7 protein-coding genes are annotated in these 15,709 nt (G+C 70.2%); 3 read left to right on the top strand and 4 right to left on the bottom strand.

Features of this window, described 5'->3' with window-relative positions:
* Positions 1-407: 407 nt before the first annotated feature.
* The 3 genes from IO30_RS0103915 to IO30_RS41655 all read left to right on the top strand — a co-directional run bounded on the left by IO30_RS0103915 (position 408) and on the right by IO30_RS41655 (position 2,128).
* Entirely contained in the window at positions 408-941 is a 534-nt protein-coding gene (locus tag IO30_RS0103915) for an RNA polymerase sigma factor (RefSeq protein WP_037892976.1), read from the top strand.
* Positions 938-1,585: a hypothetical protein gene (locus tag IO30_RS46680; protein ID WP_051901850.1), complete on the top strand. Its 648-nt coding sequence runs from the start codon at positions 938-940 to the stop codon at positions 1,583-1,585. Before IO30_RS0103915 ends, IO30_RS46680 begins: the two co-directional genes overlap by 4 nt.
* A 102-nt stretch (positions 1,586-1,687) precedes the next feature.
* Positions 1,688-2,128: a hypothetical protein gene (locus tag IO30_RS41655; RefSeq protein ID WP_157853070.1), complete on the top strand. Its 441-nt coding sequence runs from the start codon at positions 1,688-1,690 to the stop codon at positions 2,126-2,128.
* Between the two features lie 167 nt (positions 2,129-2,295).
* Here the strand turns inward: IO30_RS41655 and IO30_RS0103900 are convergent, their stop codons facing one another.
* The 4 genes from IO30_RS0103900 to IO30_RS0103885 form a co-directional block, all read right to left on the bottom strand.
* On the bottom strand, positions 2,296-4,389 hold the full coding sequence (locus tag IO30_RS0103900; RefSeq protein ID WP_078904525.1) for a transglycosylase domain-containing protein: 2,094 nt from the start codon (positions 4,387-4,389) through the stop codon (positions 2,296-2,298).
* Positions 4,390-4,663: 274 nt separating this feature from the next.
* Positions 4,664-5,326, bottom strand: a complete 663-nt coding sequence (locus IO30_RS0103895) for a hypothetical protein (protein WP_031139251.1) — start codon at positions 5,324-5,326, stop codon at positions 4,664-4,666.
* A 15-nt stretch (positions 5,327-5,341) separates the two neighbouring features.
* Positions 5,342-11,923, bottom strand: coding sequence for an RHS repeat domain-containing protein (locus tag IO30_RS47545; protein WP_051901846.1), 6,582 nt, complete (start codon positions 11,921-11,923; stop codon positions 5,342-5,344).
* Positions 11,924-12,010: 87 nt separating this feature from the next.
* The gene (locus tag IO30_RS0103885; protein WP_051901843.1) at positions 12,011-15,628 is read right to left on the bottom strand and encodes a laminin G domain-containing protein; all 3,618 of its coding nucleotides are present in this window, start codon (positions 15,626-15,628) and stop codon (positions 12,011-12,013) included.
* Positions 15,629-15,709 lie beyond the last annotated feature (81 nt).

Genomic DNA, 15,709 nt, shown 5'->3' with positions numbered 1-15,709 from the left:
GATCTTGCAGGGGCAGATCCGGCCCGGCCCTGCCCTGCCCCCCCCGTGCCCGACATCTTCAAGAGGGGGTGTCACACATTGCACCTGTCCAGGTACTAAGCAACAGCCATCCGAAGCCGGTGGCTGTGCGCTTCACTGGACGCGCAGGAGAGGAGACGGGATGGAAGCCTCGGTGATGGCCGCCGGAGTGTGTGTGGTGGCCTACGTGTCCCGGTGCTTGATGGTGTGGTTCCGGGCTCGACGTGACGCGGACTCGGCCGTGTCCCAGCACCGTGCCGGAATGCAGATGGTCAAGGCGCTCCCGACGGGCAGCCGGGTGCGGATGCGCTCGGCTGCGGGGGACGAGGTCACGATAGAAGTAGGGCGGAAGGCGGCCCCACGGGAGCGGGTCCCGCGTGGCCGATGACATGTCGAGGCCGCGGACGGGACCGGCTACACGGGTCAGAACCGACCCCGGCACCCACGACTTCCAAGACGCCTACCGGCGCGAGATGCCACTGCTGACCCGCTTCGTCATGAAGCACGGCGCCGACCCGCAGGAAGCCGCCGATGCCGCGCACGAGGCCTTCACCACGGCCTATCCGCAGTGGGACGGCATCCGCTTCCCGGCACGCTGGCTGCGCACCGTTGCGGTACGGGTCTACTTCCGGGCCAAACTGCGTGAAGAGCTCCCGGGGGAGCTCCCCGAACTCCCCACGACACGAGCCCGGTCGTACGTACCGACCGACATCCAGCTGAGCGACCAGGAGCGGGAGGTCTACACCGCCCTCGTCGCGTTGCCGTCCCGACAACGGCAGGTCATGGCGTGGCACTACGACGGGTACACCGTCGCGGAGATCGCCGAGGAACTGGAGATCACCAAGGAATCGGTCCGACAGAACCTGTGTCGGGCCCGAGCCACGCTCAAGGCTCGCCTGCCCCGGAGAGGAGGTGCCCGATGAACGAGCACGAGGTGGACGCATTCACGGCCGACGACGACTCCGAGTTGGACGGCTGGCTGAAGAGCGCCGACCAGGCGGTGCTGGCCTCGCTGGAGGGTGGGATGGACCTCTCGGCCGGTCTGGCCGCGATCACCGGGCAGGACGCCGTGGTGACGGAGGAGAGCCCTGCGGAACCCCGGCAGGCCGACGCGACCGGTCGGGCCGGCGAGCACCGCGATCGGAAACGACGCCGCGGAGGACACGAGGGACACGAGGGACACGGGGGACGCGCGGGACGCGGGGACGGATTGGCCGGCGCCGCGAGCGGAACCGTCTTCTTCGGCGACAGCGTCACTGTGCACGGCGGCTTCGCCGACACCGGCATGGCGATCGGCCGGTCGGGATCCGGGGGAGCTCTGCCGGAGGCCCTTGCGCAGCTGCGCCACGCCCTCCAAGAGCTCCGGGGCCAGGTTCCCCCTTCGGTGGCCGAGGACATCGATGCCGCTCTGCCACACCTGATGGACGAGGATCCGCCGGAAGCCGCCGTATTCGTCGAACGCGTGCGGGCCCTGATGACCGTCAGCGCAATCGCCGCCGCGCAAGCAGGAGCGGTCGGCCAGCCGGTCCTGGCCGCGGTCGAAAGGGTTCTCGCCCTGTGGAGGTGATGCGCGGGGGACCGCCGGCCCGCCGGCCGGCCGGCGTACGCATGAAGGCACTCTCCTCGAGGGTCGGCTGCCGGGGTGTTGTCTCAGCGAGGCTTGATCGAGATGTCCGACTGGAAGTCTGATGCCATGGATGACCTCGTAGGACAAGACCTTCGCGATGTGCTGGCCGGAGTCGACTCACCGGACTGGTCCGTCAGGGCCGCTGCCGGTCGGCGCCTGGCGGCGGTGCCTCGCATCGAGGAGGTCGCCGATGTCCTGCACCGCCTTCTCCTGGACCCTCACGACACGGGAGTGACCTCCGATACCGCGGTGGCTCTGCTGGCCCGGAGGGACGTGGCAGGCCTACGTGCCCTGCTCCGGGCACGTGCGGTCGCGTCGAGCGACGGAACTGCCGACCAGCTCGATGCCGAACTCGACTGTGACGCGGGCTGGATGACGGACGAGGGCGGCGATCAGCTGATCGCGCAGCTCCGTACGCTGACGTCGGACGCGGACCCGGACGTCCGCAGCGAAGCCCTCTTGCGGCTCGCGCGCCTCAACTGAGCCTGGAGACGTGCTGGTCGTGCCTTCGCTGCCGCAGCAACCTCCGGTTGCGGCCGGGTGCGCACGACCCGGCGGGCGAGGGACGGACCGCCCGTGGTGTGGCCCCCGGCCGACGGCCGGCACGTCGCTCGGCCTCAGGTCGGTACCGACCCCGCCCTACCGGGCCGTCAGGGGTGCGTTCCCGGGGGTGGTCCGTCAGGTACGGCGGGGGCGGGGGCGGGGGCCACCACCTCGTGGTAGGCCTTCCAGATCAAGGGCGGGAAGGCGCTGCCCCGTTCGGAGTCGGGGCCGCCCACGCCCTGCATGGGCAGCAGTTGCGTGACGTCGGGCTTCGTACGGAACATGGCGACCGAGGTGCTGAGTTCCTCGGTCACGCCGATGAACCAGGCCGAGTTCATGCGGTCGTTCGGGCCGGTCTTGCCCGCCCAGGACGGAACGAAGGTCCGCTGGTCCGTCGGTGGCCCGATGGCGTTCCACCCCACGTGGCGCAGCGCAGCGCCGACGATCGTGGCCGTGTCGGCGCTCATGGCCCGGCGCGGCTTGGGCCGGCCGAAGCCTTCCACCGCGGCGCCGTTGCGTTCGACCTTGGTCACCGAATAGGGGTCGGTGGCCTGGCCCTTGTTGATGAAGGTCGTATAGGCACTGGCCAGCCGGATGGCGCTGGGGGTGGAGGTGCCGATGGAGAAGGTCGGCTCCAGTTCGGCCATGCTCTCCTCGCGCAGTCCCGACGCGACCGCGAGGTCCTTGACCTTCTTCAGGCCGATCTTCTTGCCGGCCTCCACGAACGGTACGTGGTCGGAGTCGACCAGGGCCGTGCGGAAGCGCGAGGCCGCCACGGACGTCTCCGGCGTCGGCGGGTGCGGGGGGAGCGGGGCAGAGCTTTCGGTCGGGGGCTGGGTGCCCTCGAGCTGCTCTTCCAGAGCCGCGGCGTACACGAAGGGCTTGAACGCCGAGGCCGCCGGCACGCCCGCGGTGTCCGCGTTGTTGGTGAAGTGCTCGATCGCGTCGGAGCCCCCGTAGACCGCGACGACCGCTCCGTCCTTGGGGCGTATCGAGGCGGCGCCGACCTGCACGTGCTGGTCCTCCGCCCGGTTCTTCGGGTCCAGCCGGTCCGTGCGCACCTTCTCGACGGCCTTGGCCAGCGCGGACACCTTGTCCTTCTCGAAGGTGGTGTGGATCCTGTAGCCGCCGCCGGCCAGATCCTCGCCGGTGATCCCGCCGCGGCTCTTGAGGTACTTGTTGGCGATGTCGACGAGGTAGCCGGTCTGCCCGGCCTGGCTCGTCGGCTTGACGGGAGGCTTCGGCTCGGGGAATTCCGTGTACTTCGCGCGTTCCGCGGCGCTCATCGAACCCGTGGCGACCTGACGGTCCAGGATCCAGCTCCAGCGGTCCTCCGCGCGTTCGTGGTTGTCGGCGCTCAGGGACGGGTCGAAGCTCTCCGCGCCCTTGAGGACGGCGGCCAGCAGGGCGCCCTGACTGGGGTTCAGGTCCTTGGCGGGGATGCCGTAGTACGCGTGCGAGGCCGCCTGGACTCCGTACGCGTCGCGGCCGAACCACGAGGTGTTGAGGTACCCCTGGAGGATCTCCGTCTTGGGTAGCACGTTGCTGATCTTCACGGAGAGGAAGACTTCCTTGATCTTGCGCTGGACGGTCTGGTCCTGGCTCAGATAGGTGTTCTTCACGTACTGCTGGGTGAGGGTCGAGCCGCCCTGGGTCTCCTTGCCCTTGGCGATGTTGACGGCGGCGCGGCCGATGCCCGTCACCGAGATGCCCGAGTCGCTGTAGAAGTCCTCGTTCTCCGCGGCGATGACGGCGCGCTGGACGGATTCGGGCACCTCGGCGAGGGTCACGTCCTGTCGGTTCACATCGCCGATGCTCACCATCCGGCTGCCGTCGGCCCAGTAGTAGACGGTGGCCTGCCGGCGCGCGGAGTCGTGCGGGTCCGGGATCTCGATGCGCGTGTAGACGACGATGGCGAGGGCGGCGAGGGCGCCGGCGAAGAGCAGGAACAGGCCGGAGAGCAGTTTCCAGGAGGGCGTCCAGCGCCGCCAGCCCCGGCGGCCGCGACGCGGTAAGTCGATGCGGAGGCGACGGGCCTTTTGGCCGGCTCCCGCGGGGTCCTTCGCGCGGTCCCGCGCGCGGCCCTTCGCGCGGCGCCCGCGGCGCCGTGTGCGCTCCGGGCGGTCCTCCGTCGGGGGCGGGCTTGCAGTGTCGTCCGTCCTACCGGTGTGGTCCACGCGGCGTTTGCGAGGCAGCCTCATACGGGATGCGGACCTCCTTGATCGTGAGCCGTCACTTCGGGGCGGTGACGGAACTCGGCAAGGAGGATGATCATATTGCGGCCATGGTTGGCTCGTTCGTGAAAGTTTTTGCGCGCGGCACCCCGCGCGCGGCCTGCACCGCCCGCCGTTCGCAGCCCGGCCCGCAGGTTCCTCGACCGCGGCCCCGACCGCGGGAAGAAAAAAGCGGCCCGGCCCTCCCGAGTGGTCTCGGGAGGGCCGGGCCCGTGTCATGCGCGGCCGGTCGCCGCCGTTCTCACCAAGGGCTCCGCACCCTGACGCCGAGGGCCCGGACGCGGTTCTGGGCCTGCGGGTCGAGCTTCAGCAGCAGGTCCTCGCCGACGACCCCGTCGCGCCGCCAGATGGTGCACAGGCTCTCCAGGCCGGCCTCGGCGACCTCCGGGTCCGCGTCGGCCGAGGTCTGCACCAGGGCTTCGACGACCGGCCTTCCCTGCAGTCCCGCGACCGCCCGTGCCGTCCTGGCCCGCTGCTCCGCGGGGACGGCCGGGTCGGCGAGCGAGCGCAGCGCGTCCGCGGTGTCGCGGGCGTCCTGGCAGGGCAGCACCCACACCAGGTACACGAGCTGCGCGCCGAGCACGATCAGGTACTGCAGCGGCGCGAGCAGGGCCACGGGCAGCAGCAGGAGCAGGGGCAGCACGATCAGCCAGCCGCCCCGGATCCGCGAGGGACCGCCGGTCGGCGGCTCGAACCGCCGGCCGGCCAGCAGGGCGAGGACGACCATGGTCACGACCGTGAGGAGGGTCCCCGCGATCAGCCCCGCCACCAGCCCCGCGCCGAGCGCTCCCCAGAAGGGATCGTCGCCCAGGACGGGCAGCACCAGGGCCGCGGCCACCCCGCCCGGAACGACGGTCAGGACGTAGCGTCGCAGGCAGAGCCACAGCCACTTTCCCGTACTCATGACGGCTTCCTCATCTCAGCAGTCCCTCTTGCAGGTGCCGTTGACCCACGTCCGGTGGTCACGGTCGTTGTAGACCATGCCGCCGAAAAGTGGGGCGGCGTCGTAACCGCTGGTGTGGGCCATGGCGTCGAACGCGCCCCACCGCGGTTTCTGGCCCTTCTGGTACTGCACGACCTCCATGTCCGGATACGCGTTGCCCGTGCGGCTCACGGTCACGGAATCCTTGGTGGGCGTGACCTCCAGCCAGTTGTCGACCGATCCCACCCACATGACCGGCTGTACGCCGTGCACGCTCAACTTGAGGCTCTTCGGGGTGGAGCCGTCGTTTCGGAGGACGTTCTTGCCGGTGAGCGTCCGGAGGGCACTGTGGTCGAACAGGATGGGGAGGGCCGGGACCATCTCGGAGGCCACGTCCACCTCCATCGGGGCGCCGCCGGTCGCGTACGACGAGACGGTGCGCTTGCCCGGCATGGTGTGGGACGGCGCCACGTTGAAGACGATCTCACCGGTGGCCGTGTCCCACCAGAGGACCATCCGGTAGGAGGCGTGGGGGTCGTCGGTCGAACCACGGTTGTCACCCAGCAGCATGGGGAACCCCGGGACCATCGACATGGCGTCATAGGTGTGGATGTAGTAGCGGACCATGATGATGCCGCGGTCCTCACCCGGGTCCATCCACGCGGTGAAGGTCTGGCCCCCCTTCTCCGTGCCGCCGTGCATCGCGTCGTCGGCCTGGTCGTAGACGGAGTTCTCCTCGTAGTGCTCCCGGACCTCGTCCTCCGGCATGTCCTCGATGTGCTTGCCGTTGGTCCAGCCGCCGCCGCCGCAGTAGCCGGCGCTGCCGCAGCTCTCGAGACCGGTCGGATCGCTGAAGGTGACCGGGCTGTTGTTCGCGTAGCTGTAGCCGTTGAGGGACTGGTGCTGGTCGAGGCTCAGTACGGGGTCGACGCTGAGGAACTGGCCCAGAGCGGTGTCGTATTCACGGGCGCCGACATGGGTCAGTCCCCTGGCGGTGTCTTCGGACTTGTCGAGGAACCGCTTGTCGTCCGGCCAGTTGGCCGCGGCGGGACCGCGTGCCGAGCCGAAGGGGGTGGTGTACCGCTTGGACACCGCCTGGGTGTCGTCCGCGGAGACCGCGAGGGAGGTCGTGCCGTGGGCGTCGCCGGCCACGAACGACAGCTTGGCGGTGCCGGATTCGTTGGTCAGGACCGCGGCCTTGACGCCCGAGATGCTGTAGGAGCGCGTACCCCACTTCTTGGCGCCCTTGAGGTGTACCTCGGTGCTGGGGGTGTAGAGGACGGTCTCGCCCGCCGGGTCGCGGCGGATGAGGAGCTGACCGTCCGCGTCGTAGACGTAGTCGGTGGCGGAGGTGCCCTCGGTCAGCTTGCCGAGCTTGCCCTCGGCGCTCCAGACGAGGTCCTGGGAGGTGGCGCTGCCAGGGGTTTCGGTGCGCTTGGTGGTGTTGCCGGTGGCGTCGTAGGTGTACTGCGGGGCGACACCCGCGCAGGTGCCAGCGGTGGTGGTGGACGCCAGGGCGTGCGGGCGGGCGGGGTCGTAGCAGTAGGTGCGGGTCTGCGGGGTGCCGGTGTTGGTCTTCTCGGTGGCCCGCTGGCCGGAGGCGGTGTAGGTGTAGCTGTTCCAGTAGGGGGCGGCGCCGTCGAGGTTGGCGGCGGTGCGTCCGGAGGCGGCGCAGTCCGCGGTCTTCGGGGTCCAGGCTTCGGTCAGGCGGCGCTGGGCGTCGTAGGCGAAGCACTGGTTGTCGGCCTTGGTGAAGCCGCTGAGCGGGGCCGAGTCGAAGATCGACAGGACGTTGCCGGCCTGGTCGTACTTGTAGGTCAGTTCCTGCAGCATGCCGTTGTGGGTCTGGTCGTTGACCGTGGACTTCAGCAGACGGCGGGTGCCCTCCTCGTAGGTGTTGCCGATGAACGTCTTGCGGACCCCGGCTGCCGCGGAGCGGGCCAGCGTCAGCTGCTCGATGTCACCGAGGGGGGAGTAGGCCACGTTCTGGACGTAGTCGGTGGTGCCGGACAGCCCCTTCGGGAGGCCGAAGGAGTTGTAGTTCACCTGGAGGGTCTCGGCGGGCAGGCCGCCGGCCGCGGGGGACACGGTGGTGTTGGGCGTGCCGTCGAGCCGGTAGGTCTCCGTGTGGTCGGAGGTCGCCGTGACGGCCCCCGAGGTCACGAGCGGGTCGTCGGACGGGAGGGTGAGACGGGTCGTCGTCGGACGGCCGAGGACGTCGTAGGCGGTGACGGACTTGCTGTAGGCCTTGCCGGTCAGACCGCCCACGTAGCGGATGGACTCCGACGGGGAGCCCTTGCGGACGGTGTCGTAGGTCCATGCCGCGAGCTTGGTGGCGTCGGACTTCGGGGACGTCCACAGGCCGGTCTTGCGGCCCATCTCGTCGTAGCCGTACTCCAGGACCGTGTTGCGCGCGTCCTTGGCGGTCGCGATCTGGTCCAGGACGGTGTACGTGGTGGTGTTCTTCCCCTTGTCGGGGTCGGTGGCGGTGACGGTGCGCCCGAAGAGGTCGTAGGTGTACGTCCACTTCGCGCCGTCGGGGCCGGTGACCGCGGCCTGCTTGCCGTCCTTGGTGTAGCTCTGGCTCACGCTGGTGTACGCGGTGCCGGGCGTGGTGCCGCCGTACGCCGGGTCGTTGGGCGTGGTGCCGCCGTAGGTGCGGACCTCCGTCGTCCGGCCGAGCGCGTCGGTGATCGTACGGGTGGCCGTGCCGCCCTGGACCGCCGTCTTGGCGGTCGAGTCGCCGGTGTAGCCCGTGGTGGTGGTCTGCTTCTTCACGCCGTAGACCAGCAGGTCCACGGCCGTGGCCCGGCCGAGGCCGTCGAAGACGGTCTGGGTCTGGGCGGGGGTGCTGCCGTACTCGGCCCGGGCGTACGTGCCTTCCGGCGCCTTGTCCTTGTCCCAGATGTCTGCGTACGACTCGTAGATCAGACCGCGCGAGTCGTAGCGGGTGTCGGTCAGGATGCGGCCGCCGTTCGGCGACGCACTCTGGGTCTGGAGCGGGCGCAGCAGCGCGTCGGAGATCGAGTAGACGGTCTTGTAGCTGCCGTCGGCGGCCAGGTTGCCCTTCGAGGTCCACGGCTGCTTGCCGCGTTCCAGCAGGTACCCGTACTTCAGGTTCGGGGTCTGGGACTGGCCGCGGTTGGGCAGCCAGGTGGCCGTGATCCGGCCGAGACCGTCGTAGGTGTTGTAGGTGGAGGCCATGTTGGCGTCGATGGAGCGCACGATCGAGCCGCGCAGGTCCGTGTAGGTGTACGACTTGTACTGCTGCCCGTTGGCGGCGAGCTTGGGCGAGGTGACCACGGCGACCTGCAGCGGACCGGCCGCGGCGGGCGTGTACGCGGTGGTGGTCGTGTTCCCGGCCGCGTCGACGGTGGTCAGCGGGCGGCCGAGCTTGGCCGCCGCCGTGTCGTAGCCGGTCCGGGAGGTGGTCTGCCAGCCGGCGGCGCCGGCCGGGTTGCGGTCGGCGGTGCCGCTGGCCGCCGGGTAGGACTGGGCACGCCCGGTCCAGGTGGCCAGGCCCAGGGTCGGGGTCTGGTTCGCCGACCAGGCGGTCGCGGCGGTGTCGTCGTACACGGTGGCCGTGTCCGAGAGCACGTCGCCGCGGGTCGCTGAGGTGGCCGGCAGGCTCAGCTTGTCGTCGGTGACGGAGCACAGGGCGCCGACGGTCCGGGTCCGCGAGCTGAGGGACGTGATGCCCTTCGCGTCATTGCGGGCGTACCAGACGCGGGTGCAGGTCTCGTCGCCCGTCTTGGCCGTGTCACCGTGCGAGGAGGTCTGCGTCCTCATGCCGTAGAGGTCGTCGTACGCGGTGTCGGTGCGGGTGGTGCGCCAGGTGTTGGTGGCGGTGAGGAGGGTGTGCGCGTACTCGGTCGCCGTGCCGACGTAGTGAGCCTTGGCGTTCCCGTACGAGGCCTGCCGACTCGCGGTCTCCTTGCTCCAGGGGTCGGAGACGGTGACGGAGAGGGCGCTGGCACCGTTGTAGGTGATCTGCTGGCGCTGGACGCCTGCGTACTGGTCGTCGTCGTTGATGTCGGGGATCGTCAGCCCGGTGACCGGGACGGCGGAGACGACGGTGGTGCGGGTGTCGGTCGTGCCCTTGCGCTTGTCGCCGCGCATGCCCTGCATGAAGACCTTGACGGTCTTGGAGCGGGTCTTGTCGGTGGCGCCGGTGTAGGCGGTGACCTTGCCGTAGCCGCGCCAGTCGGACCAGGTGCGCTCGTCCTCGGGGGTCAGCGGGTCGTCGTTGTGGTGCCAGGCCGGGTTGGCGTACTCGTAGGCGTGCTCGACGAGGTCGTTCTGGCCGGCCGGGTCGGCGATGGTGACGGCGGTGACGTTGTACTTGTGGAACCAGTCGAGCTTGGGGTCACCGCCGTTGATCGGCCAGTACACCGGGTAGCAGGACAGGGAGTTGTCGTCCTCCGCCGTCGGCATCTTCGTGCCCCGCTTGCACTCGGGGTCGGAGAGCGTCACCGTGGTGATCGCGCCCGTCTCCGAGGTGATCGTGTTGATGCGCGGACGGTTCAGCGGAACGATGTCGTCCCCGTCCGCGTCCACCCGGTTCGGACGCATGTGGTACGTGAAGTCCACCGGCGGGACGTCGGTCGTACCGCCGTTCTTGCCCGTGCGCTTGATCGACTTCAGGACCAGGGTCTGGTCACTGGTGTCCCCGAGGTCGCCCGGGTCGAGGTACTCCTGGGCCAGGTCGAAGGTGTCGACGGGTGCGTAGCCGTCGGGCTCGAGCGCGGTGGACCAGGCGTACGTGCTGACGCTGCTCATGCGCTTGCGGGTGAAGAAGTCCGGGGCGAGAGCACGGCAGTCGGTCTCGGACGCCGAGCAGATCGCCTCGAAGGGGACGTCGGGCCAGTCGTCCGAGTTGTCCTTCGTCAGGTCGTTGCAACTCGCGGCGAAGCAGCGTTCCTTGTTCTCGAAGACGACCTTGTGCGAGGCCGTCCCGCTGAAGAGGGTGTCGGCGCGCTGGCCGTAGCGGATCTCGGAGAGGTGGCCGCCGCGGGTGTAGGCCGCGAGCTTGGTCTTGTCCCCGTTCTTCGCGTAGTGGTTGGTCTCGGCCCCGTACCAGTAGGTGGCGGCGTTGCCGTGGACGTCCTGGACGAGGTCGAGGTTCCAGCGCCAGGCCTGGACCTCGGAGCGGCCCGCGAACGTGGAGCCCTTGCCGTAGCCCGGCTCGCCGGCGTCGTCGCCGAAGACCGGGACCGTCCAGGTGGAGTCGGTGCGCTCGGAGCCCGCACCGGGGAGCTTGTTCAGACCGAAGGTGTACGTCGTACCGTCACCGGTGACGACCTTCCAGTACTCGCCGTCACCGTCGCCGTTGTCGGCGCCGGTGCCCCGGGTGACCTGGGAGGCGTCGTCGTTCTTCATGCGCCACTTGCCGCTCGCGTCGTCCTTGACGAGCTCGGTGGCCTTGCCGTTCAGGACCAGGACGGCGTTCTCGTACTTCCAGCAGAAATCGTGCTTGTCGGCCTGCCCGTCGTCTTCGCAGGAGCCGTACCTGCGCTCGACGTAGGAGGACGTCAGGTCGAAGCCCTCCCCGACCTGGGAGCCCTGGTTGTTGGAGTTCGCCGTCCGGCCGTCGATGTTGGCGGTGCTGTACGAGAAGGAGAGCGCGGGCACCGGACCGGCCGCCGCCGGCGGGACCGCCAGCGGGTAGGACCAGGTGAAGGCGCCCGAGGAGGCACCTGACTCCCAGCTGGAGGAAGCGGTGAGCGGGGTCGCCGCGAAGTCGCCCCCGCCCTTGGGCGAGGCCGATTCCGTCGCCATCAGCGCGAAGACGGCCGGGCCCTTTGCCGCGGGAGCGGCGCCCCCGGCGGCCGGCGCCGATGCGCCCGCGGGGCCGCCGGACAGCGAGGCCACGTCGGCCGTCACGGTCTGGTTCTTCAGGCTGTTGACCGAGGGCAGCGGGGTGGTCTTGCGGCACTCCTGCTTCTCGGGTGTGGTCAGGGCGCAATCGGGCAGGGCGACCAGGCCGAGGCGCTGGGACCAGCCGCCGCCGACGGCCGAGGCGAAGGACCCGTAGTCGATGCTGACCTGCGCCGGACCGGAGGTGTCGGCCGCGGCGGAGAACAGCACGCCGGTGATGCCGGCCCGTTCCGCTGCCTTCTGGTCGAGCACCTTGACGGTGGACTTCCCGCCCCGGCCGGCCTGCGCCGGTGCGGCGGGCGCGACCGGGCCGCCGGGGCCCCCGGGACGGATCAGCGGGCTGTTCACCCGCGCGACGGGCCGTACGTCGACCAGCGGTCGGGAGCCCTTCCGCGCGGCCGAGGAGTCCTGGACCAAGGTGGCGGCCTTCGGCCAGGCGGCCTTGGCCTCCCGGCGGGCCCGCTCCGCCTGGGCCGTGTTGGCGGCCTGGTTCTTGGCCACCAACTCACGTGCTTCCTTGGCACCTTGTGCCTTGACCGCCCGGACCTTGGCGTCCTTGTGCGGGGCGGTCTTCGGGGCACCGGGACGGTCGGCTGCGACCGCGACGGGTGCGAGGGCTCCGGGCACCGTGAGGGCCAGGGCCAGGGCGACTGCCAGGGGCAGCCTGCGGCGGATTCCTCCGCCTGGTGAACGGCTGGACATGAACGCTCCAAGGAAAAAGGGGTGCATGAGAGCCGTGGCCGCCCCGTCGGGGCGGCCACGGCACATCCGTGACTGGGTTCGGGGCTGTCAGCCGGTGGCGCCGAGGACGACGCTCGATACCTGAGCGGAGTCCTTCATCGCGCCGGCCCACAGGCGCATGCCCTTGACCGCGCCGGGCAGGAAGTTGCCCCACGCGCTGTTGGTGAAGCCCTTGCCGACGGCGAGCTCGCCGCTGCCGACACTGGCCGTGTAGGCCTTGGGCTGGGCCTGGCCGACCGCGCCCACGTAGAGGGTGATGGTGCCGTCCTGGGCGTTGTGGACGCCGGTCACCTGGACGCCCGCGCCCAGTGCGGCCGGGCTGTCGCTGGCCACGGTGGTGCCGGTGCCGTCGGCCGTGAGCCGGCCGAAGCGCCACGTGCCCTCGACGAAGTCCCGCTGCTTGGACGGGTCCTGCTCGTCCGGCTCCTGCCGGACTCCGGTCTTCTCGAACCACAGGCCCCAGGAGGAGCCCGTGGTGGTGCGCTGGCCGATGACCTGGGCCTTGTAGCCGATCGGCTTGGTGAGGAGGGCCGCGTTGTCGAGCTTGGCCTCCGCCGTCACCGTGAACGAACCCGTGTCGTCGACGACCGGACCCGCGACGGTGGCCGCCTGGGTGGAACCGTTCAGGACCAGGGCGCCGCCCGTGACGGGCGTACCGGCGGTCGCGGTCAGGGCGCGGCCGCTGCCGGAGGTGTCGGCGTAGGCGGGGCCGGCCGTGGTGAGGTCCCAGGCTCCGGCCAGGTCCACGTGGGGCTTGCCGGTCGCCGGGTCGAAGAGCGAGGCGTCCTGCTTGACCTCGACGGCGCTCTTCTCGTCCTGCCAGACCTTGACCTCGTCGATCCGGCCCGGGAGCTGCTCCGACCAGGCAGCGGACTGCTTGGCGGCGCCGATCGCCATGGCTCCGGTGGAGGCGATGGGGTTGGTGACGGTCATCTGGCCCTGGAGCCGCCCGTTGACGTACAGCTTCGCCAGGTTGGTGGACTCGTTGTAGGTGGCGGCGACATGGGTCCACACCCCGGCCTGCGCCGGGTTCAGACCGTTCAGCCGGCTGATCGCACCGGTACCGCCCGCCGTGTCGTCCGTGGCCATCTGCATCGACCACGGCTGGCCGGCGGCGGCGGTGAGGGCGACACCGCTGAAGTTCTTGCCGCTCTGGCCCAGCATCGAGAAGGTGCCGTCCGTGCGGTCCAGGCGGGCCCAGCCCGCCACGGTGAAGGAGCCGCGCGTGTCGAACACCGCAGCGGAGCTGTTCGCGTACTGGCCGTTCGTCAGCTGGAGCGCGCGGTCCTCGTGCGGGGCGGGCGTCTGCACCCAGCCCCTACGGCCGGCCTCGGGGCGCTGGGCCCCGGCGGCGAGGTACATGTTGTTCCGGAGCGCCGGGTCGGTCGTCGAGGTGTCGACGGCCTGGCCGGAGGCTTCGTCGAAGGTCCAGTAGCCGATCGGGTTGGGGCCCTCCTTGACCACGAAGTCGACGATCTTCGTCGCGCCCCAGCGGCCCACGGAGTCCTTGGCCTTCACGCTCAGCTTCATCGTCCCCGACAGCGGCGGAGTGATCGAGAGGGTCGGGTTCGCTCCGGCGATCTCGGTCCACGTGGTGTCGGTGGCCAGCTTGTACTGGTAGGCCGTGACGGTGTCGCCGCTCGCCGGGGCGAAGGTGAACTGACCTGCCTGGCCGGGCTTGCCGGCTGCCGTGCACGTGGTGCTGGTGCACTGGCTGTAGGGGGTTCCGAAGGTGACGGTCGGGGCCTTGGGGGCGCTGGAGTCGACCTTGAAGTAGCAGTCGTTGCTGGGGGCGCTGGTCCGTTCGTGGCCGTCCGCGTAGGAGCGGGTCCAGGTGCGGAAGCGGTAGTGGGTGCCGTCCGTCAGTGTGGCGGGCGGGTCGCTGGTGACCTTGACGTTGTCCCCGACGAATCCGGAGGAGGGCCGGCTCACGTAGTCGGCGTCGCCTGCGTTGGCTTTGACGGGGGTCCAGGAGCCGTTGGTCTCCTTCTTCTCGGTCTGCATGAGGATGCGCAGCTGGGCGCCGGATTCGCCGCCCCACACGGTTTCGGTGATGGCGGTGATGGCCGGTGTCGGGTCGGAGACGGTCGACGGAGTGGCCGGATCCTTGGAGCAGATCTCTCCCGTGCCCGTGACCAGGCCGACGTAGATGGGGGTGTTGGGCTTGCCGATGTAGTCGACGGACAGGACCGCGTCGTTGCGGAAGCGCTTCCACGAGGCGGTGTCCGACTCGTCCTCGGCCCTCAGCTCCAGGTTCAGACGGTTGTAGCGGCCGTTGGCGAAGTCACGGACGGTGGGGGTGAGGTTCTCGTCCGGCTCGTCGGGCAGGTTGTCGGAGAACTCAACCGGGGCGGCGGGTGAGTTGGGATCACAGGCGGAGCCGCGCCCCGCCGACAGCCAGCGGTCGCCCATGAGGTCGGCGTAGTTGGGCTTGTTGCCCCAGGTCGTGTTCGGCCCGATCTCCCCGTCCATGCGGACCAGCCAGACGTTGCGGACCTCGCACTGGAAGGCCCACGGCTCGGTGACCCGGAAGCGGGCGGTCAGGACCTCCTTGCCCACCAGCTTGCTCGGCGAGAACTCGAAGTACAGGCGCTGTACGTATCCCGGACCGCAGTAGTAGCCGCCCCAGGAACCGCACTTGCCCATGCCCTTGCCCATGTTGTCGCTGCCGTTGTCCCAGTTCCAGAAGGACACACCGTCATTGCGGAGCGCGGTGTGCTCGGTACCGTCGTCCAGGGCTACGGACGGGTCGATGTACAGGGGGAAGGCTGCCGGGTCGCTCTGCTTCAGCAGCGCGGAATCCGGTACGACGGCCAGCGAGTCGGCATCGAGCTGGACGGGCATGTTCGCCGCCCCGGAACCGAGGGCCGGACCGTCGGCGGGCCGCAGGCCCGGGTCGGCGGCGGCGTTCGCCTTGGGCAGCGTGCCGCCCTCGCTCTTCGCGGCGGCCACCTTCTCCTTCGGCGACATGGCCGGGACGGTGTTCACGCCCTTCGAGTCCCACATCAGGGCCGGGGGCGCCTTGAACACGGGCTTGCCGTTGGCGTCCGTGGCGGACAGCCCGCCGTCCTGGGCGGAGTTGAGCTGGACGTCCTTCGCCGCGAGGTCGAACTCGACGCGCTGGAGCCTCGGGTTCTTGGCCGCCTCCGGCGTCTTGACCACGAGGACCTCGCGGAACCCCTTCAGGGTCGCCGTCATCCGCAGGTCGACCCCGGGCAGCACCTCCGGGTACAGAGCGCTGTCACCCTCGAGCACCGGCTTGGGCAGCTTCCCGCCCTGCCAGCCCAGGGACATCGACCGTCCGCCGTGCTCGATGGTCACCAGGCTCGCATCGCCGCCGCCCGAGAACCCGACCGAGGCGACGGCGGCCTTCGGGCCCACGGTGCCGTCCGGTCGGACCTCCAGCGTGGCGTCGGGCGCGACCCAGCCGGCCCCGTCCTTCGCCTTGACCCGGACCGGAACGGCCGAGGTGTCCAGACGGAACGACTTGCCGTCCGGATTCGCGTACGTCGTCGTGGACTCGGTGCGCTCGCCCAGCACTTCGACCGGCTTGCCGGACTCGGCCGCGGCTTTGAGTGCCTTCTCGCCCTCGCTCGCCGGCGGCGCCTGGGCCGTCGAGGCAGTGGCAGCGGCAGCCGTCGGTGCGTACCCGGGTGAGACACCCACGACGACTACCGCGCCCAGGGCGGTCGCTACGGCACGACAAAGCCGCCGACCCCTGATTGCAGACATGATCCCCCATCACCA

The organism is Streptomyces xanthophaeus (assembly GCF_000725805.1).
Classification (GTDB): Bacteria; Actinomycetota; Actinomycetes; order Streptomycetales; family Streptomycetaceae; genus Streptomyces; species Streptomyces xanthophaeus.
This window is presented reverse-complemented; position numbering and strand designations above follow the sequence as displayed.